We start from the raw sequence: 25,099 nt of genomic DNA, 5'->3' as shown, positions 1-25,099 counted from the left end.
GCGGATGCGCGGCCTACCCCTGGGCATCGCCCTCGTCGTGGTCTCGGTGGTGTTCCTCTACCCCTTCGTCTGGCTCGTCAGCGCCTCGTTCAAGCCGCGCGGCGAGGTGTTCGACAACGCGCTCATCCCCAAGACCTTCACGCTCGAGAACTACCTCACCGTGTGGCAGGAGGCGCCGATGGCGCTGTGGCTGCTGAACACGGTGCTCGTCACGGTGCTGGCCGCGACCGCGGTGACGCTCTCCAGCGCGCTCGTGGCGTGGGGCTTCTCGTACTACCGCTTCCGCGGAAGGGGCGTGCTGTTCGCCTTCGTGCTCGGCTCGATGATGCTGCCCGGGGCGGTGACGATGATCCCGACGTTCCTGATCTGGAACTCGCTCGGCGCCGTCGGCACGCTCGTGCCGCTCTGGGCGGGCAACCTGTTCGGCAGCGCGTTCTACATCTTCCTGCTGCGGCAGTTCTTCCTCGGCGTGCCCCGCGACTACTTCGACGCGGCCCGCATCGACGGCGCCGGCCACGTCGGCATGTTCTGGCGCATCGCCCTGCCGCTCTGCAAGCCGGCGCTCGTGGTGACGTTCCTGTTCGAGGCGCAGGCCGCCTGGACCGACCTCATGCGCGGCCTGATCTACCTCCGCGACACCTCGACCTTCACGATCCCCCGAGGCCTCAAGTCGCTGGTCGACGCCTACGGCTTCGGCGGCGAGTGGCACTGGGAGATCATCGTCACGGCGTCGGTCATCACGACCGTGCCGATGATCATCCTGTTCTTCCTCGGTCAGAAGCAGTTCGTCAGCGGCATCAGCACCTCGGGCCTGAAGGGCTGACGAGCGGATGCGCGGCCGGCGCTCCCCGTCGGCCGCTCCCGTGCGGCACACGGGTGCCCGGCATACGGTGAGGGAATGGCACTCGAACTGACCGACACCACCATCGAGCACCGCGGCTCGAGCTATGCGCTCAGCGGCGGTCCGACAGAGTGGGCCATCACCCGGGCGGGAACGGTCCTTGGCCACCTCGTCGTGAAGTCCTCCGCCGGCGAAGAGGGCGAGCCCGTCTACACGACGAGCCTGCCTGACGGCACGGCCGGCAACCTCGAGGGCACCGACTGGGAGCAGGTCGTGCGCGGCCACCTGAACGAGTTCGACCCCGAGATCGCCGACCCGACCTCCGACGTGCCGAGCGCCGGCGGCTGAGCCGCACGCGGATGGTGGAGCGAGGAGGGGACCCGAACGAGCCGAACACCTCGATCGAGGTGCGGCGCGTCGAGCGCGGCGACGTCTACACGCGCGTCTCGACCATCGGTTCGCCCGGCGGCCGCGCCTTCGTGCTCGTGGCCGGCCTCGGCGTCGCCGCCACCTACTTCGAGCGCCTCGCCCCGAACCTGAACGAGTTCGGCCCGGTGCACGCCCTCGACCTGCCCGGATTCGGCGGGGTCCCGCATCCGCCCGCCGCGATGAGCATCGAGCAGTACGCCGACCTCGTCGAGGCCGTGATCGACGAGCTCGACCTCCACGACCCCGTGCTGGTCGGGCACTCGATGGGCACCCAGATGGTCGCCGAGGTCGCGGCCCGGCGGCCGGACATCACGACGGTGGTGCTGATCAGCCCCGTCGTCGACCCCTCGGCGCGGCGGCTGCCGACGCTGGCGTTCCGCTTCCTGCACGCCGCCTGGCACGAGCCCGTCAAGGTGAAGCTGCTCGCCGTCGGCTCGTACCTGACCTGCGGGCCGAAGTGGTTCCTGCGCGTGCTGCCGGCGATGATGCGGTTCCGCATCGAGGACCGCTTCCCGCGCATCCGGGCCGCCACCCTGATCGTGCGCGGGCAGCACGACGCCGTGGTCTCGGAGGCCTTCGCCGAGTGGGCGGCCACGCGCATCCCGTTCGCCTCGACCTGGGAGATCGGCGGCGCCGCCCACTCGGTGATGCACCAGCACGCCGAGGGCGTCGCCCGGCTCTGCGTCGAGTTCGCGCGGGCGCCCCGCGACACCGACGGCCTGCTCAACCGCATGTCGCACGAGGCGGCCGAGACGCCGGAGCCGACCCACACGAGCCCGGCGCTCGCGCTCAAGGCCCTCGGCGGGCGCCTGCGCGAGTTCGTCGGCGTGCTGCGGCGCGACGACCGGCTGATCGCCGAGGGCAAGAGCGAGCACGCCGAGGCGATGGCGGAGGAGCAGGGCGAGCGCTGACGCGTCTTCTACTCTTGTGGTCATGAGCATCGACGACGTGTGGCCCCTGTTCGCCCTCCGCCTCGAGACGCCGCGGCTGGTGCTGCGGGTCGTGCGCGACGACGACCTGCCGGGTCTCGCCGATGCGGCGCTTGCGGGCATCCACGGCGAGCGGATGCCCTTCATGCGGCCCTGGAGCGAGGAGGAGCCCGCGACGCTCCGCCGCTCGCTGGCGCAGTTCCAGTGGCGGCGCCGCGCCGAGCTGCGGCCGGACGCGTGGGGGCTGAACTTCGCGGTGCTGCGGGACGGGCATCCGATCGGCGTGCAGGATCTCGAGGCCGACGACTTCGGCATCCTGCGCACGGTGTCGACGGGGTCGTGGCTCACCCGCTCGGCGCAGGGCCAGGGGCTCGGCACCGAGATGCGGCAGGCGGTGCTGACCTTCGCCTTCGACACCCTCGGCGCCGACTACGCCGACTCGGGCGCCTTCGACTGGAACGAGCCCTCGCTCGCGGTCTCGCGCAAGCTCGGCTACCACCCGAACGGTTTCGCCTTCGCGAGCCCGCGCCCGGGCGAACGTGCCACCGAGCAGCGCCTCCGCCTCGCGGCGGCCGACTTCGTGCGGCCGTCGTGGCCCGTCGCGATCACGGCCCCGCCGGCGGCCCTGGCGGCCCTCCTCGGGTGACGCTGTGCGCTCAGGCTCCGCCCGCGGCGGCGACCAGCTCGACCGTGACGCCGAGGGTCGGCGCGAAGCGGTCGAGCTCGCCCCGCGCGATGCGGTGCCGCTTCGCGACAGTGCGCCACGCGCGGGCCGCGTCCGCGACCTCCCGCAGAACGGCCCGCGCCCCGGTCGAGTCGAGGTCGAAGGAGGGCGCGTAGTCGAGGAGGGTGCGCAGCTCGGCATCCGGAGTCGACGCGCCGCCGACCGACGTCACCCGCTGGGCGGCGAGGGCCGGTTCGGGGTTGATGTCGAACGCGGGCGACAGCGTCCAGCCGCCGCGGGCGCGCAGGAAGCCGTGGTTGCGCAGATGGTCGTCGGTGTTGTGCAGAGCGATCGAGAACGCGATGCGCCGCCACAGCTGGCGGAGGTCGGCCGTGGCACGAGCGCTCTGCGCGGCCAGGGCCTCGGCGATCTCGAGGTAGTCGCGCGGCTCGCCGTCGCCCGTCTCGAGCATCGTCATCGCGGAGATGTAGCCGACCCGCTCGGTGCCCGCCCGGTCGAAGCGCTCGAGAAGCAGCACGCTGCGGCCGTCGAGCTCGAGGTGCTGGGTCACCGGCACGTCGATCCCGGCCTTCCCGGCGAGTTCGAGGGCGACGCTCTCCCAGGCGATCACGTCCCACTCGTCGCCGGGGTGGGGGAACTTCGCGATCAGAAGGCGCTCACCGTCGCGCACCGAGGCCTTCGGGCGGGCCCCGCCGAGTGACCCGGTGCCGGCGTCGAGCAGCAGCTTCACGGCGGCGAGGTCGCCGGGCTCGTCGCGGGCCACGCGGTCGGCCGCCCGCATCAGCTCGGGCAGCGCGATCAGCTTGGGCACGGTGTCGGCCGGATGCTCGAACGGGCCGTCGGGCGCGGTGCGGAACCGCAGGGCGCCGTGCCGGGTCGCGTCACCCACGCCGAGCAGGTAGTCGCGGTCGTCGATCATGCCCACGACCTCGCCGGCGGCAGCCGCCTCGGCGCGCAGCCGCTTCGCGATCAGGGCGCGGCCCCACCGGTCGGGGGCGGCGTCGGCGAAAGCCCGCGGCAGCGGGGCGGCGAGCGCCTGTGACCCGGCGTGCAGGGGGAGCGCGGGTTCGATCGGGTAGGCCGAGGGATCGGCGAGGTAGCCGCGGTCGTAGCCGAACGACGCGACGACCGTGCGGCGCCGAACCGTGGAGAAGAGCTCGCCCACCGGTCGCGTCGTGCCGCCCTCGTCGAGCTCGGCGAGGATGCGCATCAGGGCCGCACCCGGGTGGGCAGCGCCTCGTCGGCGCGGGCTCGTCCGAGATCGGTGCGGTAGGGATCGGTCGCCTGCACCAGCGCATCGAGCACACCGAGAGCGCGCGACACCGCGAGCACGGCGCCGAAGCCGACACCCGGGTCGCCGTGCTCGAGCTTCGAGAGGGTGGAACGGGAGATGCCGGCGCGCTCGGCCAGCTGGGCCGAGGTGATCGACTGCAGCTTTCGCCACGCGGCGAGGTTCTCGCCGATCTCAGCGGCCGACTGACTGACGCGCAGAGGAACCGGCCTGCTCATTGCGGCACCTCCGGTGTGTGATCTGCGACGCAAAACTTTTTTGCGTCGTCAATCTGCGACACTATCACGTCGTGTCGCGAGCATGGGAATACCTACCGGGGTGGTGCGTTGTACGAGATACATGCAAACGCATTGATCTGAGAAAGGGTCGCAGCCATGCAGTTCGGAATCTTCACCGTCAGCGACGTCACCACCGACCCCACGACGGGCCGTACCCCGGATGACACCGAGCGCACTCGCGCCATCCTGACCATCGCCCAGCACGCCGACCAGGCGGGCCTGGACGTCTTCGCCACCGGCGAGCACCACAACCCGCCGTTCGTCGCCTCCTCGCCCACCACCATGCTGGGCTACCTCGCGGGCACGACCGAGAACATCGTCCTGTCGACCTCGACGACCCTGATCACCACGAACGACCCGGTGAAGATCGCCGAGGACTACGCGATGCTCCAGGTCATCTCGAACGGCCGCATGGACCTCATGATGGGCCGCGGCAACACCGGGCCGGTCTACCCCTGGTTCGGCAAGGACATCCGCGCGGGCGTCCCGCTCGCCATCGAGAACTACGCGCTGCTCCGCCGCCTCTGGGAGGAGGAGGTCGTGGACTGGGAGGGCAAGTTCCGCACCCCCTTGCAGGGCTTCACCGCCACGCCCCGCCCGCTCGACGGTGTGCCGCCGTTCGTCTGGCACGGCAGCATCCGCAGCCCGCAGATCGCCGAGCAGGCCGCCTATTACGGCGACGGCTTCTTCCACAACAACATCTTCTGGCCGATTCAGCACACCGAGCAGATGGTGTCGCTCTACCGCAGCCGCTTCGAGCACTACGGACACGGCCGCGCCGACCAGGCGATCGTGGGCCTCGGCGGGCAGTTCTTCGCCCGCAAGAACTCGCAGGACGCCATCGACGAGTTCCGCCCCTACTTCGACAACGCCCCCGTCTACGGCCACGGCCCCTCGATGGAGGACTTCACGGAGCAGACCCCGCTCACCGTCGGGTCGCCGCAGCAGATCATCGACCGGTACGCCACCATGCGCGACCACGTCGGCGACTACCAGCGCCAGATGTTCCTGATCGACCACGCCGGCCTTCCCCTGAAGACGGTGCTCGAGCAGATCGACATCCTCGCCGAGGACATCGTGCCCGCCCTCCGCGAGATCAACGACTCCCAGCGCCCCGCCGGCGTGCCGAGCAACCCGCCGTCGCACGCCGAGCGCGTCGCCGCGGCCCGGGCCGCGGGTGCTGCGGGCGAGGGTCACGTCGCCGGTGAGGACCACTGGACCGGCTCCACTGCCGAGGACGACCGCACCCCCGCCGCCGCGGGCGCCCACACGGGGGCCGCCTTCGGCCTCTGAGCCGCGAGGTGCCCCGGCGCTCGCTCGCCGTACGCTCCTGACTAAGAAACGGGCCCTCGCCGCCATAGTGGTCGCGGAGGGCCCGTTTCTTCGTCCGGAGCGTACAGAGGCGTCAGCGCTGGGCGACCGCCAGGGCGACGAGGGTCGCGGTGCCGCCGACGAGCAGCACCCAGCTCAGGATGCGCACGCCGAGGTTGCCCCGGAACCGCTGCCAGCGCGTCCTGAGCTCGGGCCGCGCGAACGAGGTGCCCTTCGGCGCGACGGGCCCCCGCCGCGCCACCGCGGGTTCGGGCGGGGCGGTCGCGGATGCGCGCTCGAGGTCGGCCCGCTCGCGGGTGACGTCGAACTCCCAGAGCAGGTCGTCGAAGGCCGCGTCGTTCTCGGCCGTTGCGTGCTGCGGGGTGTGCTTCGTCATCAGGCTCCGAGCGTAGGCGCGCCCGAGCGGAGCCCACCATGGGGAGAACTCCCCATCACCGCCGCCGTCAGCGCTCGCGGGGCGTCAATCGGCGGGCCCGCGCAGCGCGGCGGCGTAGTTCGTGAGCGAGCGGCGGTACCGCGGCACGTGCGGCGCCAGTGCGCCGAGTGCGACCCCCACGGCCTCGCGCTCCCGGCCCGTGTCGGCCAGGGCGAGCGCGAGGAAGGCGAGCACCGCATCCTGCAGCTTCCCGGCCTCGCGGGCGTTCTCGTCGTCTCCGGCGATCGGATGCGCGGCCTCCGCCTCGAGCAGCGCCACCGCCTCCTCGGCCCGCCCGAGAGCGCGGAGCGAACTCGCCAGCTGAACCGTGGCCTGCCGACGTCGCCACGCGTCGAGTGCCGGCTCCCCGCCGTCGGATCCGGCGGCCAGCGCCGCGCGGTAGAGCGGCACGGCCTCCTCGGTGCGCCCGACCGAGTCGAAGCCGCCGGCACGCTCGAACTCGACGACGGCGCGGGGCACGTCGTCGGCGCCCTCCGCCGTGACGCGCTCGAGCTCGGCCACGAACGCCTCGGGGTCGTAGTCGTCGAAACGGGCCCAGAGATCGTCGACCCGGGACTGCCAGCGTGCATCCGTCGTGCTCATCGCTCAAGTCTCGCACCCGGCTCGGAGCCCGCCGGGAGCGGGCTGGGTGAAGCGCGCCCGACCGGCGTGGCTGCCGCCGATGTCGGTGGTGCGGCGCACAATGTCGGCATGAACGATTTCGACATCTGCGAACGCTGCGACGGCTCGGGGGCCGACCCCGTGCAGAGCCTCCACGACGACGAGTTCAGCCACTGCCGCGACTGCCGCGGCGACGGTGTGACGCTCTCGTTCGACGAACTGGTCGAGGAGCCCCTGCGCCTCTCGGCCTGATCGCCGCCCCCTGTCGCCGCACCCCGCGGCGACACAGCCCCGCAGAGAAGTCAAGCCGCAACGAAGCGATAACGAATCGCGGCGCATCGTGCGAAACTTCCCGTAAGCGACGACGATTTTCCCCAGGGGAGGCGAGATGGGCACCAAGCACTACCGGCGCGGCGAAGGTGTCGGCGCCACCGCGGTCGCTCCCGATCCGAACGACCCCTACGCCGCCTACCTCGACTGGGTCGCCGAGGGCCGCCCCTCGCTGTCCGGCGGGCTGAGCACGGGCCCCACGCCCATGCCGGCGGGCCCCGCGGCCGAGGCGCCGGCCATCCGCGTCACGGCGCACGTGCAGGTGCAAGACCTCGGCGGCGTCGCCGAGCAGCCCGTCCGCCCCTCCCTCTGGCAGCGCCTCACGTCGTTCGGCCGCTCCCGCTAGCTGCTCCCGCTAGCCGCTCTCAGCCGGCGCGACGGTCGGACGACTCGGCGGTGTCGGGAGCGCCGGGGCGGGAGATCGAGCCGTTGCGGCCGGGGCCGGGGGCCCAGTCGGGAGCGTCTTTGTCGCCGATGAGCCGCCAGACCGCGGGCGTCAGGTCGGGGTGGTCGAGCGCGATCTGACGGAGCACCCGGTAGTTGCGGGCCGACGACGGTCGCCGACCGCCGTTGGACGCGATGTTGTCGGCGCGCAGCAGGTAGACCACGAGTTCGTCGACCGAGGGCAGCTCGTCCATGAAGTCCCACGGGTCTTCGCCCGAGAGCAGCCGCTCCTGCACGATGGTGGCGAGCTCGTCGGCCGCCTCGGCGCGCAGCACCTCGAGACTGGCGCGCCCCCGGGGAAGATGCTCGTCGTAGCTCACCAGAAGAGCCTAAGCGGCACCCCCGACACCCGCCCAACCGGAGCATCGCTCACGACAGGAGCCGAGCGGCGGCCTCGAACCGCGCGGAAGCCGATCGAGCAGCGTCGACGCGAGTCGGGCCACCGGTCAGAGCTGCGACGCGTCGACCCCGAAGGTGTCGCAGGCCGTCGGCCCGCCCGCCAGCCCCGCCGAGAACCACTTCTGCCGCGACTCGCTCGACCCGTGCGTCCACGCCTCCGGGTTCACCTGCCCGCTGCTCTTCTCCTGGATGCGGTCGTCGCCGATCACCGAGGCGGCGTTCAGCGCATCCGCGATCTGGGCGTCGGTGACCGGCTCGAGGAACGTCGTGCCGTCGGCGTCGGCGATCGTCGACGCGGCACCTACCCACGATCCGGCGTAGCAGTCGGCCTGCAGCTCGGTGCGCACCGACGCCGAGGCGGGCCCCGTGTCGCCCGAGTTCTCCGACGCGAGCACGCCGGTCAGGTTCTGGATGTGGTGCCCCCACTCGTGCGCGATCACGTACATCTGCGACAGCGTGCCGCCGCTCGCCCCGAACTGCGTGCGCAGCTCGTCGAAGAAGCCCGTGTCGAGGTAGATCTGCTCGTCGGGCGGGCAGTAGAACGGGCCGACCGCACTGGTGGCCTGGCCGCAGCCGGTGTTCGTCGACTGCTCGAACAGGATGATGTCACCCGGCGCCCGGTACTCGGCCCCCACCTGGGCGGTCGCATCCGTCCAGTACACGTCGAGCGAGGTCGCCGCGCCGGTGATCAGGCAGTCGGTGCTGGCGTTCGCGTCGGCCCCGGTCTCGCACGCGACGGTCTGGTCCTGCGAGCTGTCCGAGCCGCCGGTGCCCCCGCCGACGAGCCCCGTGAGGTCGACGCCCGTGAGCTGCGACAGCAGGAACAGCCCCAGCACGACCACGGCGCTGCCGCCACCGATGGCCACCCCTCGACCCCGCTTCGAGACCTTGCCGGAGTCGATCTTCGCGTTCGGGTCGAATGTCATGTGCTGAATGTACTGCGGAACGGGCATCCGGGCTCATGTATACACAGCCTCTTGAATCGACCGACGAAGAGGCGTAGATTGACCCTGATGTATACAGAGAGCGGATGCGCGTGATGGCCCGCGCCGGTGAGCTCGCCTACGAGGCGCTGCGCTCCGAGATCCTCTCGTGGCAGCTGGCCCCGGGGGCGGTGCTGGCCGAGGTGGAGCTCTCGGGCCGCCTCGGCATCTCCCGCACCCCCGTGCGCGAGGCCCTCGCGCGCCTCGTCGCCGACGGTCTCGTGGAGCCGCAGGGTGGCCGCGGCCTGATCGTCGCGCCCGTCTCGGCGGCGAACGTGACCGAGCTCTTCGAGCTGCGGCGTGCGCTCGAGACCGAGGCGGCGGCACTCGCGGCCCGCCGCCGCACCGCAGCCGCCTTCGTCGCCCTGCAGAACGAGCTGCGGGAGGTGCCCGCCCTGCTGGCCGATCCCGATCCGGGCCGGCACGCCTACTACGACCTCGCCGTCCGCTTCGACGCGGCCATCGACGAGGCCGTGCAGAACCCCTTCCTCGTGCAGGCGCTCACCAACGTCCGCACCCACCTCGTGCGCCTCCGCCGCCTCTCCCGCGACAACCCCGCTCGCCTGCTCGAGGCCGCCCGCGAGCACCTGCTGATCGTCGACGCGATCGTCGACGGCGACCCGCAGCTCGCGGCCGACGCCACCCGGGTGCACCTCGCGCGGAGCCTCCGCGCCACGCTCGGCTCCCTCGACGCCGACCCGCCCACGACCCCCGCCCGAGCATCCGGCCGCACCGACACCGCCCCCACCGACACCGCCAGCCCCGCCCTCACCACCCCACCGAAAGGCGCCCCCGCCCGATGAACCTCCACGACGTGCGCGTGCACCGCAGCGACGAGAACCTCCCCCGCGAGGGCCAGCTGGCCCACAAGATCGCCCAGGTCGCCGCCGACCCGGTCGCGGTGAGCCCCGAGGTGACCGAAATGGTCATCAACCGCGTGATCGACAACGCCGCCGTCGCGGTGGCGAGCATCACCCGCGCCCCGGGCGTCGCCGCCCGCGCCCAGGCGCTCGACCACCCCTACGCTCCGGGCGCCTCGGTCTTCGGCGTCACCGGCGGCTACAGCCCTGAGTGGGCGGCCTGGGCGAACGGGGTCGCCGTGCGCGAACTCGACTACCACGACACCTTCCTCGCGGCCGAGTACTCGCACCCGGGCGACAACATCCCGCCGATCCTCGCGGTGGCCCAGCATGTCGGCCGCACCGGCGCCGACGTCGTGCGCGGCATCGCCACGGGCTACGAGATCCAGGTCGACCTGGTGAAGGCGATCAGCCTGCACAAGCACAAGATCGACCACGTCGCGCACCTCGGCCCGTCGGCCGCCGCCGGCATCGGCACCCTGCTCGGTCTCGACGTCGAGACGATCTTCCAGGCCGTCGGCCAGGCGCTGCACACCACCACCGCCACCCGCCAGTCGCGCAAGGGCGAGATCTCCACCTGGAAGGCCCACGCCCCGGCCTTCGCCGGCAAGATGGCCGTCGAGGCCGTCGACCGGGCGATGCGCGGCCAGACCAGCCCCACCCCCATCTACGAGGGGGAGGACGGCGTGATCGCGTGGCTCCTCGACGGGCCGGATGCGCGCTACCAGGTCCCCCTCCCGGAGACGGGCGAGGCGAAGCGCGCCATCCTCGACACCTACACGAAGGAGCACTCGGCCGAGTACCAGGCGCAGGCGTGGATCGACCTGGCCCGCAAGCTCAACCGCGAGCATCCGGAGACCACCGACCCGGCGAACGTCGTGAGCGTGACGATCCACACCAGCCACCACACGCACTTCGTGATCGGTTCGGGCGCGAACGACCCGCAGAAGTACGACCCGACGGCCAGCCGGGAGACGCTCGACCACTCCATCCCGTACATCTTCACGGTCGCGCTGCAGGACGGCGCCTGGCACCACGTCGACTCGTACAGCCCCTCGCGGGCCGCGCGACCCGACACCGTCGAGCTCTGGCACAAGGTGCAGACGCTCGAGGACCCCGAGTGGACCCGCCGCTACCACTCCCTCGACCCCGCCGAGAAGGCGTTCGGCGGTCGCGTCGAGATCGTGCTCGCCGACGGATCGACCGTCGTCGACGAGATCGCGGTGGCCGACGCGCACCCGCTCGGGGCCCGGCCGTTCGCCCGCGCCGACTACGTGCAGAAGTTCCGCACGCTGGCCGCCGGTGTCATCCAGGAGGCCGAGATCGAGCGGTTCCTCGCCCTCGCCGAGCGCCTGCCCGAGCTCACGGTCGACGAGGTGCGGCAGCTGAACGTCGTCGCCCGCCCCGGCCTCCTCGAGGCCATCCCCACCCCGAAGGGACTGTTCTGATGCTGTACTCCACGATTCCGGCGCACGAGAAGCGCGCCGCCTTCCGCTCGGCCCTGAGCTCCGGCCGACTGCTCCGGATGCCCGGCGCCTTCAACCCGCTGAGCGCCCGCCTGATCGAGGAGAAGGGCTTCGACGGCGTCTACATCTCGGGCGCCGTCATCGCCGCCGACCTCGGCTTCCCCGACATCGGACTCACCACGCTCACCGAGGTGGCCACCCGCGGCGGCCAGATCTCGCGCATGACGAACCTGCCCACCCTGATCGACGCCGACACGGGCTTCGGCGAGCCGATGAACGTGGCCCGCACGGTGCAGACGCTCGAGGACGCCGGCGTCTCCGGCCTGCACATCGAGGACCAGGTCAACCCCAAGCGCTGCGGTCACCTCGACGGCAAGGCGGTGGTCGACGCCGACACGGCGGTCAAGCGCATCCGGGCCGCCGCCGACGCGCGCCGCGACCCGAACCTGCTGATCATGGCGCGCACCGACATCCGCGCCGTCGACGGCCTCGGCGCCGCGATCGACCGCGCCAAGCAGCTCGTCGACGCGGGTGCCGACGCCATCTTCCCCGAGGCGATGGCCGACCTGTCGGAGTTCGAGGCCATGCGCGCCGCGATCGACGTGCCGATGCTCGCGAACATGACCGAGTTCGGCAAGAGCGAGCTGTTCAGCGTCTCCGAACTCGAGTCGGCGGGCGCCAACCTCGTGATCTACCCGGTCTCGCTGCTGCGCATCGCGATGGGCGCGGCCGAGCGCGGGCTCGACGCACTCGTCGCCGAAGGTTCACTGAAGAGGGAGGTCGCCACGATGCAGACGCGTGCCAGACTCTACGAACTGCTCGACTACGCGGCCTACAACGCGTTCGACTCCTCGGTGTTCGATTTCGAGGTTCCGGATGCTCGCTGAGCACCTCACCGGCCGGCCCACGTTGTTCACGAAGGAGTGCTGACATGACCGAACCGCAGGAGATCAAGAAGGGCCTGGCCGGCGTCGTCGTCGACTACACGGCCGTGTCGAAGGTGAACCCCGAGACGAACTCGCTGCTGTACCGGGGGTATCCGGTGCAGGAGCTGGCCGCGTCGTGCTCGTTCGAGCAGGTCGCGTACCTGCTCTGGAACGGTGAGCTGCCGTCGGCGCCCGAGCTCGAGGCCTTCGAGCGGGCCGAGCGGTCGCAGCGCGCCCTGGATCCGGCCGTGAAGCGGGTGATCGACGAGCTGCCGCTGACCGCGCATCCGATGGACGTCGTGCGGACGGCCGTCAGCGTGATCGGCGCGCTCGACCCCTCGTGGGACGACTCGTCGGAGGAGGGGACGCTCGGCAAGGCCGTGCACCTGCTCGCCGCGCTGCCCGCGATCGTCGCCTACGACCAGCGCCGCCGCCGCGGGCAGGAGCTGGTGGAGCCCGACGAGTCGCTCGGATACTCGGCGAACTTCCTGCGGATGACCTTCGGTTCGGTGCCCTCCGACGTGGTCGTGAAGGCGTTCGACGTGTCGATGATCCTGTACGCGGAGCACTCGTTCAACGCCTCGACGTTCACCGCGCGGGTCGTCACCTCGACGCTCAGCGACCTGTACTCGGCAGTCGTCGCCGGGATCGGCGCGCTGAAGGGCCCGCTGCACGGCGGCGCCAACGAGGCCGTGATGCACGTGTTCGACGAGATCGGCTCGGCCTCCGCGGCCGAGGCGTGGCTCGACGAGGCGCTGGCGGCCAAGCGAAAGATCATGGGCTTCGGGCACCGGGTGTACAAGAACGGCGACTCGCGGGTGCCGACGATGAAGGCCTCGCTCGACACGCTCGTGGCCGAGTACGACCGGCCCGATCTGCTCGACCTGTACGTGGCCCTCGACGAGGCGATGCAGTCCCGGAAGAACATCAAGCCCAACCTCGACTACCCGTCGGGGCCGGCGTACCACCTGATGGGTTTCGACACCGAGATGTTCACTCCGCTGTTCGTGGCGTCGCGGATCGTGGGGTGGACGGCGCACATCCGGGAGCAGCTGGCGTCGAACGCGCTGATCCGGCCGCTGTCGGCGTACGACGGGGTCGACGAGCGGCACCTGCCGACCGACTGAGCGCTGCGCGCGCGGCTCGGCCGGTCGCCCCGCCGGCTCCGCCGGTCGCCTCGCCGGGCCGTCGTGCGCCAGGATGGTGCTGACGAAGGCGGGGTAGGGGATGGACCAGGCTGATCCGGTCGGCATCGTGCTGATCGCGGCGCTCGCCGTGGCGGCTCCGCTGATCGCCGCGGCCGTGGGCCGGGTGGCCCGCGTGCCGCTCGTGGTGTTCGAGATCCTGCTCGGCGTGCTGGTGGGTCCGAGCGTGCTCGGCTGGCTCGGGCCGAGCCCCTTCTCGGGCGCGATCGCCGAGTTCGGCCTCGCGCTGCTGTTCTTCATGGCGGGCCGCGAGATCGACTTCGCGGCCATAGCCGGGCGCCCGATCGCCCGCGCCGGGCTCGGCTGGGGCATCTCGCTCGTGGCCGCGATCGCGGTCGGCTACCTGATCGCGCCCGACCTCGAGGCCGCGGTGTTCATCGGGGTCGCCCTGACGTCCACCGCGCTCGGCACGATCATGCCGATGCTCCGCGATGCCGGGGAACTGTCCACCCCGTTCGGCCGCGCGGTCACCGCGGTCGGCGCCGTGGGGGAGTTCGGCCCGCTGATCGCCATCTCGCTCTTCCTGAGCGGCCGCTCGCCCGGCATCTCGGCCGTCGTGCTGATCGGGTTCACGGCCGTCGCGCTGCTGGGCATCCTGGCCGCCTCGCGCGGACCGCGCACCGGCCTCCACCGCATCGTGACGGCCACCCTGCACACCAGCGGACAGTTCGCGGTGCGCCTCGTGCTGCTCGCCATCGCGGCGCTCGTGGTGCTCAGCGTCATCCTCGGGCTCGACATGCTGCTCGGCGCCTTCGCGGCCGGGGTGATCTGCCGCGTGCTGCTCTCGGGCGTCAACAAGCCCGACCTCGAGCTCGTCGACGCGAAGCTCGAGGCGGTCGCCTTCGGCTTCCTCGTGCCGGTGTTCTTCATCTACACGGGCATCACCTTCGACCTCGGCGCCCTCCTCGCCGACCCGGCGGCGCTCGTGCTGCTGCCGGTGTTCGCGGTGCTGCTGCTGCTCGTGCGCGGGCTGCCGAGCCTGCTCGCGGCGCCCGCCGGGTCGTCACGGCGCGACCGGGCCGCCCTCGGCCTCTTCGGCGCGACCGGGCTGCCGATCATCGTGGCGGTCACGGGCATCGCGCTCGACCGCCAGGCCATCCTGCCGGGCACGGCGGCGGCGCTCGTCGGCGCCGGGATGATCTCGGTGCTGCTGTACCCGCTGATCGGCCTGACGCTGCGCCGCCGCTCGCGTGGTGGTGCCCCGCTCCCGCCTGACGACGAGCACGTCCCGGTCGAGGCGTAGCCGCACGCACGGCGGCCGCCGAGCCCGTGACAGCGGCGGCAGCCGCGTGGCGTGTGCCAGGCTGGGCGGATGACCGTGCCGCCGCTCGCGCCCACCGACCTCGCCCCCGCCGATCTCGCGCACCTCGAGCGCGCCGTCGCCCTGGCGGCCGCCGCCCGCGATCGTGGCGACCACCCCTTCGGCGCCCTCCTCGTGACCGCCGACGGACGCACCATCGAGGCGATGAACACCGTCAACACGGGGCACGACCCCATCGGCCACGCCGAGACCAACCTCGTGCGCGACTCGGGGCAGCAGCTCGAGCGCGACGAGCTCGCCGCCTCCACGCTGTACACGAGCACCGAGCCCTGCGCGATGTGCACCGGCGCGATCTACTGGGCCGACATCCCGCGGGTGGTGTTCGCGCTCTCGGAGGAGGCGCTGCGCGATCTCGTCGACGCCCAGGAGGGCGTGCCGACGCTGGCGCTGCCGTCGCGCGAGGTGCTCGCGCGGGGCGGGCGTGACGTCGAGGTGGTCGGGCCGGTCGCGCTGCCCGAAGCCACCGCGGTGCACGTGGGGTTCTGGGACGAGGAGTAGCCCGGCGCCCGCCCGGCCGCTCGGCCCTCTTCTGGCCGGTGTCGCCCGGCCTACAGCGCCTCGCGCACCTCGCTCCACGAGCTGCCCTGCTGCATGTGCTGCACCCCGATCAGGTGGTCGAACACGATGTTGGTCTGCGTCGAGGCGACCGAGTTGTCCATGCTGAGCTCGGTGGCCACGAAGTCGCGCAGCTGCCCGGTCGAGGTGCAGGCCACGTGGATCAGGAAGTCGTCGGCCCCGCCGAGGAAGAACACGTTCAGCACGTTCGGCAGCGTGATCACGCGCTGCGCGTAGCTGCGGATCTCGGCCCGCGCCTGCGCCTTCAGCCGCACCTGCACGATCGCCTCGATCGGCAGCCCGAGCGACGCCCAGTCGGGCTGCGCATGGAACGACCGAAGCACCCCGCTCGCGTGCAGCGCCCGCACCCGCACGAGACACGTCGACGGCGCGACGCCCACGCGCTCCGCCAGCTCCTTGTTCGGCAGCCGGGCCTCGCGGCAGAGCTCCCAGACGATCCGCTCGTCGATGTCGTCGATCACGGCTGTTCCGTCGGTGCGCGCCATCACCCTCGTCCTCCGAACTACGCGGCTAGAACTGCCGCCTCGACCGAATGATATTCGGGATCGGTGACAACGAGCATCCGATCGCCCGATAATCGAGCCAGATCGCGAACGCGACGGTCGACGACGAGCGAAGGAGCCCACCGTGATCATCGGGGTGCCGAAAGAGATCAAGAACAACGAGTTCCGGGTGGCGATGACGCCGTCGGGGGTGTTCGAGCTGGTCAAGCACGGGCACACGGTGCTCGTCGAGACCGGGGCCGGCGTCGGCTCGGCGATCGTCGACGAGGAGTATGCGGCGGCGGGAGCATCCGTCGTCGATGTCGACGCCGTCTGGGCCGCCGAGATGATCGTGAAGGTGAAAGAGCCGATCGAGCCCGAATACGAGCGGATGCGCGCGGGCCAGCTCATCTTCACCTACCTGCACCTGGCCGCCGCAGCACCGCTCGTGGCCGCGCTGATCGCGTCTCGGGCGACCTCGATCGCCTACGAGACCGTGCAGCTCGCCGACGGATCGCTGCCGCTGCTCGCCCCCATGAGCGAGGTCGCCGGACGCCTCTCGGTGATGGTCGGCAGCTACCACCTGATGGGGTCCAAGGGCGGTCGCGGAGTGCTGCTAGGCGGCGTGCCCGGGGTGCGGCCGGCGAAGGTCACGGTGATCGGCGGCGGGCAGGCTGGCGAGAACGCCGTGCAGCAGGCCGTCGCGGCGGGGGCGGACGTGACGGTGCTCGACCTGTCCATCCCGCGGCTGCGGCACATCGACGAGGTGTTCTCCGGGCGCGTGAAGACCGTGGTGTCGAACGCGTTCGAGGTCGAGCGCAGCGTGCTGGAGGCCGATCTCGTGATCGGCGCGGTGCTCGTGCCCGGTGCCGCGGCGCCGAAGCTCGTCTCGCACGAGCTCGTGTCGCGGATGAAACGCGGCTCGGTGCTGGTGGACATCGCCATCGACCAGGGCGGCTGCTTCGAGGACTCGCGGCCGACCACCCACGACGAGCCGACCTACCCGGTCGAGGAGACGATCTTCTACTGCGTGGCCAACATGCCCGGTGCGGTGCCGGCCACGTCGACGGCGGCGCTGACGAACGCGACGCTGCCGTACGTGGTGCGGCTGGCCGATCGCGGGTGGCGGGACGCCGTGGAGCGGGACGCCGCGCTCGCGGCGGCGGTGTCGACCGTGGACGGGCGGCTGACGCACGAGCCGACGGCGGCGGCGTTCCCGCACTTCGGGTACACGTCGCTCGCGTCGGCGCTGGCTGCGGAGCCCGCTGGCGCGGCGGCGGGGGCTTCGCCCGCCTCGGCCTGACCGGCGTTGTCCGCGCCGGGCGGCGGGCGGAGCCGCTGAGCGACGGGGCGGCGGGGCGTTCGTGACGAAGCGCGGGGCCGGGCCGTCTTCTCAGTGAACCGCGTGGGCTCGGAGGGCGTGCGCGGTGCCGCCGCCATCCGAGGAGCCTCATGCGATCGTTCAGCCGCACCCCCACCCGCCGCCGCCCGCGTGCCGTCTGGGCCGCCGTCGTCACCGGGGTCGTCGTCTGCCTGCTGACGGTCGTCGGCGTGATGCTGCCGGTGCTCGGCCTGATCGCGGGCGCCGACGCCACCACCGTCGGAGCGCTCGACGTGCCGGTCGGCGCCATCGCCGCGTCGATCGTGATCTGCTCGATCGTCGCGCTCGGGTTCCTGGCGCTCGCGTTCGTGTCGCGGAACGGGGCCCTGTCGTGGGTGGCCGCGGTCGCCGCCGTTGTCGCCACGCTGATCGGCTCGGTGTGGCCGCTCGTGGCGACGGGGATGTCGAGCGTGGGGCAGGTGCAGGACCTGATCCCGTTCATCCAGCAGCTGATCGAGCGGGTGGGCGCGCTGGGCTAGCGGAGCCCGTGGGCGCGGGCGCCCGGCTGGCGCCGGCCGTCAGGACAGCAGCGCCCGCAGGTCGTCGGCCGTGAGCGACCGCGAGAACAGCGCGTCGTCGTCGAGCACCGCGTCGAAGAGCTCGGCCTTGTGCTCCTTCAGGGCCATGACCTTCTCCTCGATGGTGTCGGTCGCGACCAGCCGGTACACGTTCACCGGATGCTCCTGCCCGATGCGGTGCGTGCGGTCGATCGCCTGCGACTCCGACGCCGGGTTCCACCACGGGTCGAGCAGGTAGACGTAGTCGGCCTCGGTCAGCGTGAGCCCGAAGCCGCCGGCCTTGAGGCTGATCAGGAACACCGGCGCCGTGCCCTCCCGGAACCGCTGCACCACCTCGGGCCGCCGCCGCGTCGAGCCGTCGAGGTACTCGTAGGCGATGCCCTCCGCGTCGAGCCGGGCAGCGACCTTCGCCAGGTAGCTCGTGAACTGGCTGAACACGAGCGAGCGGTGGCCCTCGCCGATCACCTCGCCGAGCTGCTCGATCAGCACGTCGAGCTTGGACGAGGGGATGGACCCGTGGGCGTCGTCGATGAGCGAGGCGTCGAGGCTGAGCATCCTGAGCAGTGTCAGCGAGCGGAAGACGATGAAGCGGTTGCGGTCGAGGTCGTCGAGCAGGCCGAACAGCTTCTGCCGCTCGCGCTGCAGCACGGTGTCGTAGAGGTGCCGGTGCGCGGGGGAGAGCTCGACCGGCAGCACCTGCTCCTGCTTCGCCGGAAGTTCGGGGGCGACGGCGTCTTTGGTGCGGCGCAGCAGCACCGGGCGGATGCGCTGCCGCAGCGTCGCGAGCGCCCGCGGGTCGATGCCCCGCTCGATCGGGCGCTGGAACTTCTCGGCGAACAGCCGTGCCGACGGGAACAGCCCCGGCGCCACGATGTCGAGCAGCGCCCAGAGCTCGAGCAGGTTGTTCTCGAGCGGCGTTCCGGTGATGGCGAGGCGGAACGGTACGTCGAGCTCGCGGGCCGCCTCGTGCGCCTTCGAGAGGTGGTTCTTCACGAACTGGGCCTCGTCCAGCACGAGCCCGGCCCAGTCGAGCGCGCGGTAGTGGGCGGCGTCGAGGCGGAACAGGGCGTAGCTCGTGACCACGACGTCGGCCCCGGCGCTGGCGTCGGCCAGGGCGGAGCGGCTGCCCTGGGTGGCGGTGACGGCGCGCACGGTGAGTGCGGGGGTGAAGTGGGCGGCCTCGGCCTGCCAGGTGCCGACGACCGAGGTCGGCGCCACGACGAGGAAGGGCGGCGGATGCGCGGCGGCGGGCTCGGGCGGGTGCTCGCGGGCGTGGGCGATCAGCGCCAGGGTCTGCAGCGTCTTGCCCAGGCCCATGTCGTCGGCCAGGATGCCGCCGAGCCGGTTGCGGTGGAGGAACGCCAGCCAGTCGAACCCCGCCTTCTGGTAGGGGCGGAGGGTGGCCGAGACGGTGGCGGGCAGCGGGGTGGGTGGCACCGGAGCATCCGTCGCCTGGGCCAGCTGCTGCGCCGCACGCACCGCCTGCCGCCAGGCGAGGGCGTCGGGGCTCTCGTCGGCCGTGTCGTCGAACTCGGCGAAGCGGGCGGCCTGGTGGCGGCTGACTCGCAGGCCGGTCTCCCACTCGTCGAGCGTCGTGGACTCCTCGAGCAGCTCGCGCAGGCGGTCGAACGCCGGATGCTCGAGCGACAGGTACGTCTTGTCGACCATCAGCAGCCGCGTGCGCCCCTTGGCGAGCGCCTTGAACAGCGGGCCGAACGGTACGCGGTAGCCGCCGATGTTGATCACGATGCCGAGGTCGAACCAGTCGCGCTTCAGCGTCTCGACGTGGGTGATGCTGATGTCGGGGTGGCCGATCAGCTCGCGGTAGGCGGGCCGCGGCCCGATCACGTCGACGCGGATGTTCGCCAGCGCATCGAGCGCCGGCAGCGCCTTCTCGGCGAACGCGGCCGCGGTGACGCCGTCAAGCGTGACCGGCGCGGCGTCGGCGTCGATCTCGACCGCCGCGGCCGGGAAGCGCCGCAGCACCGTGTCGAGCTGCTCCCGAGCGGTGTCGCGGGTGCGCGACTCGGACGCGGGGTCGCGGAGGCCCGCCCACTCCCAGTCGAGCGTCAGCACGTCGTCGGCGAGGAACCGCGCCGTCAGCACCAGGGTCGGCGGCGGCACCGTCGGCAGCTCGACGCTCCCGTCGCTGCTCGCCAGCAGGATGCCGCGGCGCAGCGCCGGGTAGTACTCCTCGAAGAACTGCGCGGTGTCGGCGGCCGGCACGGTGATGGCGGGCCGGCCGAGGGCGCGCTGCTCCTCCGTGCTGAGCGGATGCGCGGACGGCGCCAGCACGACCCGCGGCCGCTTGGCGCTGCTCAGGTCGTAGGCGTAGATGCCGTGGTCGCCGATCGCGCCGGCGTGCTGGGCGGGGTGGCGGCCGTCGGTGTCTGCATCTCCTTCGATGTTGTCGGGGTCGGGTTCGGGTTCGGGGTCGTCGCCGCCGGGTGGCGTCTCGGTGAACGCGACGAGCGGGGTCAGGCGGAGGTCGCCCGAGCGCTGGCGGGCGTCGAAGGAGACGGACGCGCATCCGCTCAGCTGCACCGTGCCGCTCTTCGCCGAGCTGACGAGGGCGATGCCGAGCCTGCGCGCCTCGGCCAGCAGCTGCCAGAGCAGCGGGCTGAGGAAGTCGTCGAGCGTGAGCCAGTCGGTCTCGGGCACCACGTGCGCGGGGCGGGTGGCCCGGTGCAGCGCGGCGAACTGTGCGAACCAGCGGTGGTGCGCGGGGTCGAGGGCGAGCCGGTTGACCTGGTGCGTGAACGAGCCCCACGTGACGTTCGCCTTCACGTACGACCCCGAGCCCGAGCGGATGACCGGCCGCACCGCCAGGCGCCGCGGCGCCCCCTCGGCGGCCGCCCCCTCCGCCGTCGCCGCGCGGGTGCTCGGGCCCCGCCAGCGGTCGTGGTCGCGCGGAGCCTCTTCGCGCACCTCGAACTGGAGGCCCATCGGCGTGCTGCCCTCGCCGCCGGACCCGCCGGACCCGCTGGCGGCCGCGGTTCGTGCGCTCGCCGACGCGCGCTCGGGGCCCGCCGGCGACAGGGCGTCGACGGCCGAACGCCAGCTCGGGGGCGGTGCGGGGGACATGGGTCAATCGTGGCATCCGCCCCCGACATCGAGGTGCTCGCGAGCTGAGCCTGCGTCGACTTTGTGTTGCCCGAACCACCTGCTAGGCTCTGATGTTCGTGCGGGAGATCGTTTCTCACACACTGCGCCCTTAGCTCAGCTGGATAGAGCGTCTGACTACGGATCAGAAGGCCAGGGGTTCGAATCCCTTAGGGCGCACCACACGAAGGTCCCGGTTCCCAGAACCGGGGCCTTCGCTGTTTCCGCTGCTGCTTCGGCTCTCCCGTCGTCGCGGCACTTCCTTCTCGCAACCTGCGCGCCTACGCGACGGGGCACGATAAGGATGACCAGGCAGATCGCTCCCACGACGAGGGTGCCGATTCCCCACACCCGATTCGTCTCCCGATCGCCGCGTGTGAGAAGCAGTGCGGGTGGTGCTCGCGAGTGGCTGCCGGCACCACTCCGTCAATCAGATGCGAACTCGCGGGGGAGGTCGCGGCGGGTGTGGAGCACGCGGTGGATGCGCACTGCGTCCGAGTCGTCGGTGTAGATGGCCACGTACGGGAAGCGGCCGAGCGGGGCGCTGCGGATCTCGGCGATGCCGAGTTCGATCGCCAGGCGCGCGGATCCGAGCGACGGGAACTCGGCGAGGAGACCGCGCAGCTTCTCCAGTTCGTCGACCAGGTCGAGGGCGACGTCCGCCGCCCCCTCGCTCACGTAGGCGTCGACGGCGGACGCGATGTCCTCACCCGCGCGGGCGGTGGTGACGACGCGGCGCGTCACGCGGCGTCGCGGATGCGCGCACGCAGTGACTCGAAGTAGGACGCGTCGAGCTCGGAACCGGGCCCGGACGTCATGCCGTCGGTGACGAGGGCGCGGAGCCTCTCGCGGTCCTGCTCGCGGCGGATCAGCTCGCGGATGAACTCGCTGCTGGTGCCGTACCGCTCGCCGACCTGGGACTCGACGAAATCCTTGAGCGCGTCGGGGAGGGACACATTCATGGATGCCATGTCGGCACGATACTCCGAGTGGCAAAGATTGTCACGGTCGTTCGGCCGTCGCCGAGAATGCGGTTGCGGGAAGCGTCAGGCGGCGGCCGAGGCGTGGGCGAGGGTGGCGTGGGCGGTGGTGGTGGCGAGGGCGGCGGTGAGGTGGGGGGCGCCGCGGCGGGAGCGGGGGTCGCGGGCGGTGGGGGTGGCGGTCGTGAGGGTCGGGATCCGGGGGTCGAGGGTGCCGTCGGGGGCGGTGCGGCGGGTGGCGAGGGTCGTGAAGGCGCGGTTCGGGGTCAGGTGCTCGGGCTGCTGGAGGAGCCAGCTGATGCTCTCGGCGACCGTCAGCGGGCGGCGGCCGCGCGCGAGGATCTCGGCGAGCGCCTCGTCGGGGGTGCGGGCGGCCAGGTCGTCGCCGCGGTCGAGGCCGTGGGCGAGTGAGAAGCCCTCGGGGCAGGCGTCGAGATCCGGATGCTCGGTGAAGGTGTCGACGTCGGCCAGCTCGTCGGCGACGAACCCGGGCTTGCCGCCGCGACGCAGCAGGGTGACTAGGCGTGAGGGCGCGGCGATCGCGGGGCCGACCACGAGGATCGAGTCCGGACGGCCGCGCAGGGTCGACGCGCGGCTCCGCAGCTCCTCGGCGCTGATGCCGGCGAGTTCGGGCAGGCCGAGGTCGATCAGGCGCTGGAGCTGCTCGCTCAGCGGCGGGGTGCGGTGGGTCGTGGCGGTGTCGATGGTCAAGGTCATGGCGGCCTCCGAGGTCAGGGGCTGCAACGCCGGGGGTCCGACCGCCATTCCCCCGTCCGCCGCGCCGCGGGCGGCGATGGCGACGGGGGGGCAGGGGTCAGGCGACGCCGTCGGCGTCGGGGTTCGGGCTGTCGGCGTGGGTGTCGGCGGGCTCGGCCGAGGCGTCGGCTCCGTCGCTGTAGGCGCCGATGCCGTCGGGGCTGCTCGTGCCCGAGCCGTTCGGGCCCGATCCCTCCGAGTGCGCCTCGCGGGCGGCGAAGCTCTCGTGGTCGGGGTCGAGGGACGACTTCTCGCCGCGCTCGTCCCGCCCGTCGGGCTGGTCGGCCGTCTCGCGGGCGTCGCCGTCGCCCTCGCTGTCGACCGAGTCGGCCGTCTCACGCGCGTCGACCGGGTCGGCGTCGACCGTCGGGGCGCCGAACGAGCCGCCCAGGTCGAGCACGTCGGGCTGGTCGGCGTCGTCGGGCGTGGTGCTGCTGCTGTCGGTCATGGTGACTCCTCTGTCGGTCCTTCCACCTTGGGCCCGATCCGCGGATGCGCAAGCCCGCGTCGGCTCGCCGACCTGGTGCGGGCGCGGAGACGGGGGGCCAGCGGAGGGCCCACTTCAGAGGGCGTCGACGTAGAACCAGCGGCCTCCTTCCCGCACGAAGCGGCTGGTCTCGTGCTGCACTCCGGCTGCACCCGGATGCCCTGGTCGGGGGCGGTGGTGGGCCGCGAACTCCACGACACCCTCGGTGTCGAGGGGCCCGCCCGCCGAGCGGGAGAGGATGTCGAGGCGGTACCAGCGCAGCGAGCCGTCGAGCTCGAGCCGGGAGGGGCGCGTCGAGGGGTGCCAGGTGGCCAGGAGGTAGGCCGGATCGCCGACCGCGAAGGCCGAGAAGCGGGAGCGCATGAGCTGCTCTGCCGTGGGCGCGACCGCGGTGCCGGCGTGGAACGGGCCGCAGCACTCGCCGTAGGGCGCGCCGCTGAGGCAGGGGCAGCGGGCATCGGCGGCAAGGCTGGGTGGCGAGGCGGCGGCTGAGGGAGAGGAGTCTGTCACCCGGTCATTCTCGCGCGCCTAGGGTGGTCGGGTGACGGTGATCGAGGCGAACGGTGGACGGATCCGGACTGTGGCCGTCGGTGCAGGAGGAGACAGCCAACCGGAGGTCCGCTCGGTCAGCGGTGCCGGCGGGGTGCGGATCGCCTACGAGACAGCAGGCGCGGCCGACGCCCCGACCGTGCTGCTCGTGCACGGCTTCGCCTCCGACCGCCGGTCGAACTGGATCCGCACGCGCTGGGTGTCCACCCTGGTCGACGCGGGGTTCCGCGTGATCGCCCCCGACCTCCGCGGCCACGGCGAGAGCGCCCGCCCGCGCAGCCTTGCCGCCTACGCGCTGCCCGCGTTCCGCGACGACCTGACGGCGGTGCTCGACGCCGAGGCGCCCGGCGAGAGCGTGCACCTGATCGGCTACTCCCTCGGCGCCCGGCTCGTGCACGACTACGCGCAGACGCATCCCGAGCGGGTGCGGTCGGTCACGATGGGCGGCCCGCCCGTCGACGGCTCGTTCGCCGGTTTCGACCTCACCGCCGCACGAGCCGCCACACGGGCAACCGCCCGGGCCGACGACCGCGAGGGCGCGACGCTGAACGCGGAGACCGCCCGGTACGTCGGCATGGCCTCATCCGCCGGCAACGACCCCGAAGCGCTGCTCCGGCTGGCCGAGGCCGTGCGGCGTCGGGCGTTCCGGCCGCGGGCGGGGGCGGCCGCGCATCCGCTCTTCATCGTCGCGGGGGAGGACGACCCGGTGCACGAGGGCTCCCGGATGCTCGCGCAGGAGCTGCCCGGAGCGCGGTTCCTCGGGCTGCCGGGCCGTGACCACGTCAGCGCCGTGACCTCGCGCGTGTTCAGGACGGCGGCTGCGGCGTTCGTGACCGACGTCGAGGAGGCCCGTCGGAGTGACCCGTCACCCGCCGGGCGACCGCCTGCATCGGGCCGGTGAGCACCAGGAGGAACAGCCCCCAAAGGCCGAGCCCTGGGATGAGCAGCACCGCGAGGAACGTGACGAGCATCATTCCGGCGGTCACGACCGACGGGACGATCGAGAGGGTGCCCCGAGCCGCGGGCGCCACGAGCTCGGGGCGGCGGATCAGGATGGCCTGCTGCCAGAGCAGGGCGAGGCTGCTGAGCAGCATCGTGCCGACGTAGATGCCCGCCCGTCCGTCGTCGGCGCTCGTGCCCTGGGACAGCAGCTCGGTCGGGTACGGCAGGAAGACGATCGTCAGCAGCCAGAACAGGTTCGCCCAGAGCAGCCACGAGTCGTAGTCGACCGCGCGTTCGTAGACGCGGTGGTGGGCGATCCAGAACCGGCCGATCACCGCGAAGCTGATGATGAAGACCATGAACTCGGGCAGGTCGGAGAGTACGACGTCCCAGACGCTCTCGCCCGAGACGACCTCGGTGACGCTGTCGACCAGCGGCAGGATCAGCAGCGTGATCGCGATGGCCACGACGGCGTCGCTGAAGTTGACCAGTCGATCGAAGCCCCGCTCGGTGTGCATGGGGCCATTCTGCCGAACGACGGGGGTGTCGGGCGCGGGGGCCGGGCGGGCAT

30 protein-coding genes and 1 tRNA gene are annotated in these 25,099 nt (G+C 72.2%); 17 read left to right on the top strand and 14 right to left on the bottom strand.

Features of this window, described 5'->3' with window-relative positions; genetic code table 11:
• The first annotated feature begins 4 nt into the window (after positions 1-4).
• The 4 genes from ITJ64_RS04470 to ITJ64_RS04455 all read left to right on the top strand — a co-directional run bounded on the left by ITJ64_RS04470 (position 5) and on the right by ITJ64_RS04455 (position 2,845).
• Positions 5-823, top strand: coding sequence for a carbohydrate ABC transporter permease (locus tag ITJ64_RS04470; RefSeq protein ID WP_228507662.1), 819 nt, complete (start codon positions 5-7; stop codon positions 821-823).
• 75 nt (positions 824-898) lie between these two features.
• Complete coding sequence (locus tag ITJ64_RS04465) at positions 899-1,189, top strand: hypothetical protein (RefSeq protein WP_194679534.1); 291 nt, start codon at positions 899-901, stop codon at positions 1,187-1,189.
• A gap of 11 nt (positions 1,190-1,200) precedes the next feature.
• Positions 1,201-2,181, top strand: coding sequence for an alpha/beta fold hydrolase (locus ITJ64_RS04460; protein WP_194679533.1), 981 nt, complete (start codon positions 1,201-1,203; stop codon positions 2,179-2,181).
• A 22-nt stretch (positions 2,182-2,203) separates the two neighbouring features.
• Positions 2,204-2,845 carry a GNAT family N-acetyltransferase gene (locus ITJ64_RS04455; protein WP_194679532.1) on the top strand — a complete coding sequence of 214 codons (642 nt, stop codon included), beginning with the start codon at positions 2,204-2,206 and terminating at the stop codon, positions 2,843-2,845.
• 10 nt (positions 2,846-2,855) lie between these two features.
• On the opposite strand, the gene ITJ64_RS04450 is transcribed toward ITJ64_RS04455, so the two are convergent.
• Positions 2,856-4,094 (bottom strand): type II toxin-antitoxin system HipA family toxin, encoded by a 1,239-nt coding sequence (locus ITJ64_RS04450; protein WP_194679531.1) that lies wholly within the window; start codon positions 4,092-4,094, stop codon positions 2,856-2,858.
• Positions 4,094-4,393: a helix-turn-helix domain-containing protein gene (locus tag ITJ64_RS04445; protein ID WP_194679530.1), complete on the bottom strand. Its 300-nt coding sequence runs from the start codon at positions 4,391-4,393 to the stop codon at positions 4,094-4,096. Before ITJ64_RS04445 ends, ITJ64_RS04450 begins: the two co-directional genes overlap by 1 nt.
• A gap of 156 nt (positions 4,394-4,549) precedes the next feature.
• On the opposite strand from ITJ64_RS04445, the gene ITJ64_RS04440 reads away from it, so the two are divergent.
• The gene (locus tag ITJ64_RS04440) at positions 4,550-5,746 is read left to right on the top strand and encodes an LLM class flavin-dependent oxidoreductase (protein WP_194679529.1); all 1,197 of its coding nucleotides are present in this window, start codon (positions 4,550-4,552) and stop codon (positions 5,744-5,746) included.
• Between the two features lie 112 nt (positions 5,747-5,858).
• On the opposite strand, the gene ITJ64_RS04435 is transcribed toward ITJ64_RS04440, so the two are convergent.
• Positions 5,859-6,161 (bottom strand): hypothetical protein, encoded by a 303-nt coding sequence (locus tag ITJ64_RS04435; RefSeq protein WP_194679528.1) that lies wholly within the window; start codon positions 6,159-6,161, stop codon positions 5,859-5,861.
• 84 nt (positions 6,162-6,245) lie between these two features.
• On the bottom strand, positions 6,246-6,803 hold the full coding sequence (locus ITJ64_RS04430) for a tetratricopeptide repeat protein (protein WP_194679527.1): 558 nt from the start codon (positions 6,801-6,803) through the stop codon (positions 6,246-6,248).
• 108 nt (positions 6,804-6,911) lie between these two features.
• Between ITJ64_RS04430 and ITJ64_RS04425 the strand changes: the two genes are divergently transcribed.
• Together ITJ64_RS04425 and ITJ64_RS04420 are read left to right on the top strand one after the other, a co-directional pair.
• On the top strand, positions 6,912-7,073 hold the full coding sequence (locus ITJ64_RS04425) for a hypothetical protein (protein ID WP_194679526.1): 162 nt from the start codon (positions 6,912-6,914) through the stop codon (positions 7,071-7,073).
• Between the two features lie 136 nt (positions 7,074-7,209).
• Positions 7,210-7,497, top strand: coding sequence for a hypothetical protein (locus ITJ64_RS04420; protein ID WP_194679525.1), 288 nt, complete (start codon positions 7,210-7,212; stop codon positions 7,495-7,497).
• 19 nt (positions 7,498-7,516) lie between these two features.
• On the opposite strand, the gene ITJ64_RS04415 is transcribed toward ITJ64_RS04420, so the two are convergent.
• Entirely contained in the window at positions 7,517-7,918 is a 402-nt protein-coding gene (locus ITJ64_RS04415; RefSeq protein ID WP_228508068.1) for a tryptophan synthase subunit alpha, read from the bottom strand.
• A 123-nt stretch (positions 7,919-8,041) separates the two neighbouring features.
• Positions 8,042-8,920: a neutral zinc metallopeptidase gene (locus ITJ64_RS04410; protein ID WP_194679524.1), complete on the bottom strand. Its 879-nt coding sequence runs from the start codon at positions 8,918-8,920 to the stop codon at positions 8,042-8,044.
• Between the two features lie 104 nt (positions 8,921-9,024).
• Here ITJ64_RS04410 and ITJ64_RS04405 point away from each other — a divergent pair, with 104 nt between their 5' ends.
• From ITJ64_RS04405 to ITJ64_RS04380, 6 genes are all read left to right on the top strand, one after another.
• Positions 9,025-9,780, top strand: a complete 756-nt coding sequence (locus ITJ64_RS04405) for a GntR family transcriptional regulator (RefSeq protein WP_228507659.1) — start codon at positions 9,025-9,027, stop codon at positions 9,778-9,780.
• Positions 9,777-11,285 carry an MmgE/PrpD family protein gene (locus tag ITJ64_RS04400; RefSeq protein WP_194679523.1) on the top strand — a complete coding sequence of 503 codons (1,509 nt, stop codon included), beginning with the start codon at positions 9,777-9,779 and terminating at the stop codon, positions 11,283-11,285. The genes ITJ64_RS04405 and ITJ64_RS04400 overlap by 4 nt, the downstream gene beginning before the upstream one ends.
• Entirely contained in the window at positions 11,285-12,190 is a 906-nt protein-coding gene (gene prpB / locus ITJ64_RS04395) for a methylisocitrate lyase (RefSeq protein ID WP_194679522.1), read from the top strand. Before ITJ64_RS04400 ends, prpB begins: the two co-directional genes overlap by 1 nt.
• A gap of 44 nt (positions 12,191-12,234) precedes the next feature.
• Positions 12,235-13,356, top strand: a complete 1,122-nt coding sequence (locus ITJ64_RS04390; RefSeq protein WP_194679521.1) for a bifunctional 2-methylcitrate synthase/citrate synthase — start codon at positions 12,235-12,237, stop codon at positions 13,354-13,356.
• A gap of 100 nt (positions 13,357-13,456) precedes the next feature.
• The gene (locus tag ITJ64_RS04385; protein ID WP_194679520.1) at positions 13,457-14,677 is read left to right on the top strand and encodes a cation:proton antiporter; all 1,221 of its coding nucleotides are present in this window, start codon (positions 13,457-13,459) and stop codon (positions 14,675-14,677) included.
• 69 nt (positions 14,678-14,746) lie between these two features.
• Complete coding sequence (locus ITJ64_RS04380; RefSeq protein ID WP_194679519.1) at positions 14,747-15,253, top strand: nucleoside deaminase; 507 nt, start codon at positions 14,747-14,749, stop codon at positions 15,251-15,253.
• A 50-nt stretch (positions 15,254-15,303) separates the two neighbouring features.
• On the opposite strand, the gene ITJ64_RS04375 is transcribed toward ITJ64_RS04380, so the two are convergent.
• Entirely contained in the window at positions 15,304-15,816 is a 513-nt protein-coding gene (locus ITJ64_RS04375) for an Lrp/AsnC family transcriptional regulator (protein ID WP_194680735.1), read from the bottom strand.
• A 142-nt stretch (positions 15,817-15,958) separates the two neighbouring features.
• Here ITJ64_RS04375 and ald point away from each other — a divergent pair, with 142 nt between their 5' ends.
• Positions 15,959-17,116, top strand: coding sequence for an alanine dehydrogenase (gene ald / locus ITJ64_RS04370; RefSeq protein WP_194679518.1), 1,158 nt, complete (start codon positions 15,959-15,961; stop codon positions 17,114-17,116).
• A gap of 149 nt (positions 17,117-17,265) precedes the next feature.
• Complete coding sequence (locus tag ITJ64_RS04365; RefSeq protein WP_194679517.1) at positions 17,266-17,673, top strand: hypothetical protein; 408 nt, start codon at positions 17,266-17,268, stop codon at positions 17,671-17,673.
• 39 nt (positions 17,674-17,712) lie between these two features.
• On the opposite strand, the gene ITJ64_RS04360 is transcribed toward ITJ64_RS04365, so the two are convergent.
• Entirely contained in the window at positions 17,713-20,796 is a 3,084-nt protein-coding gene (locus ITJ64_RS04360) for a DEAD/DEAH box helicase (protein WP_194679516.1), read from the bottom strand.
• A 124-nt stretch (positions 20,797-20,920) separates the two neighbouring features.
• Here ITJ64_RS04360 and ITJ64_RS04355 point away from each other — a divergent pair.
• Positions 20,921-20,997: transfer RNA gene (locus tag ITJ64_RS04355), tRNA-Arg, on the top strand.
• Between the two features lie 243 nt (positions 20,998-21,240).
• Here ITJ64_RS04355 and ITJ64_RS04350 read toward each other — a convergent pair.
• The 5 genes from ITJ64_RS04350 to ITJ64_RS04330 form a co-directional block, all read right to left on the bottom strand.
• Entirely contained in the window at positions 21,241-21,558 is a 318-nt protein-coding gene (locus ITJ64_RS04350; RefSeq protein WP_194679515.1) for a type II toxin-antitoxin system RelE/ParE family toxin, read from the bottom strand.
• Positions 21,555-21,785 carry a type II toxin-antitoxin system ParD family antitoxin gene (locus tag ITJ64_RS04345; RefSeq protein WP_194679514.1) on the bottom strand — a complete coding sequence of 77 codons (231 nt, stop codon included), beginning with the start codon at positions 21,783-21,785 and terminating at the stop codon, positions 21,555-21,557. Before ITJ64_RS04345 ends, ITJ64_RS04350 begins: the two co-directional genes overlap by 4 nt.
• Before the next feature lie 75 nt (positions 21,786-21,860).
• Positions 21,861-22,511: a DUF5701 family protein gene (locus ITJ64_RS04340; RefSeq protein ID WP_194679513.1), complete on the bottom strand. Its 651-nt coding sequence runs from the start codon at positions 22,509-22,511 to the stop codon at positions 21,861-21,863.
• A gap of 97 nt (positions 22,512-22,608) precedes the next feature.
• Positions 22,609-22,998 (bottom strand): hypothetical protein, encoded by a 390-nt coding sequence (locus ITJ64_RS04335; protein WP_194679512.1) that lies wholly within the window; start codon positions 22,996-22,998, stop codon positions 22,609-22,611.
• A gap of 114 nt (positions 22,999-23,112) precedes the next feature.
• Positions 23,113-23,547, bottom strand: coding sequence for a YchJ family protein (locus ITJ64_RS04330; protein ID WP_194679511.1), 435 nt, complete (start codon positions 23,545-23,547; stop codon positions 23,113-23,115).
• A gap of 31 nt (positions 23,548-23,578) precedes the next feature.
• On the opposite strand from ITJ64_RS04330, the gene ITJ64_RS04325 reads away from it, so the two are divergent.
• Positions 23,579-24,487 (top strand): alpha/beta hydrolase, encoded by a 909-nt coding sequence (locus ITJ64_RS04325; RefSeq protein ID WP_194679510.1) that lies wholly within the window; start codon positions 23,579-23,581, stop codon positions 24,485-24,487.
• Here ITJ64_RS04325 and ITJ64_RS04320 read toward each other — a convergent pair.
• Positions 24,393-25,046 carry a TMEM175 family protein gene (locus ITJ64_RS04320; RefSeq protein ID WP_194679509.1) on the bottom strand — a complete coding sequence of 218 codons (654 nt, stop codon included), beginning with the start codon at positions 25,044-25,046 and terminating at the stop codon, positions 24,393-24,395. The genes ITJ64_RS04325 and ITJ64_RS04320 overlap by 95 nt on opposite strands.
• Positions 25,047-25,099 lie beyond the last annotated feature (53 nt).

It is taken from the genome of Herbiconiux sp. VKM Ac-1786 (assembly GCF_015350805.1).
Lineage (GTDB): Bacteria > Actinomycetota > Actinomycetes > Actinomycetales > Microbacteriaceae > Herbiconiux.
Note: the sequence above shows the minus strand (reverse complement) of the source record. Positions and strands in the feature narration are given on the sequence as shown.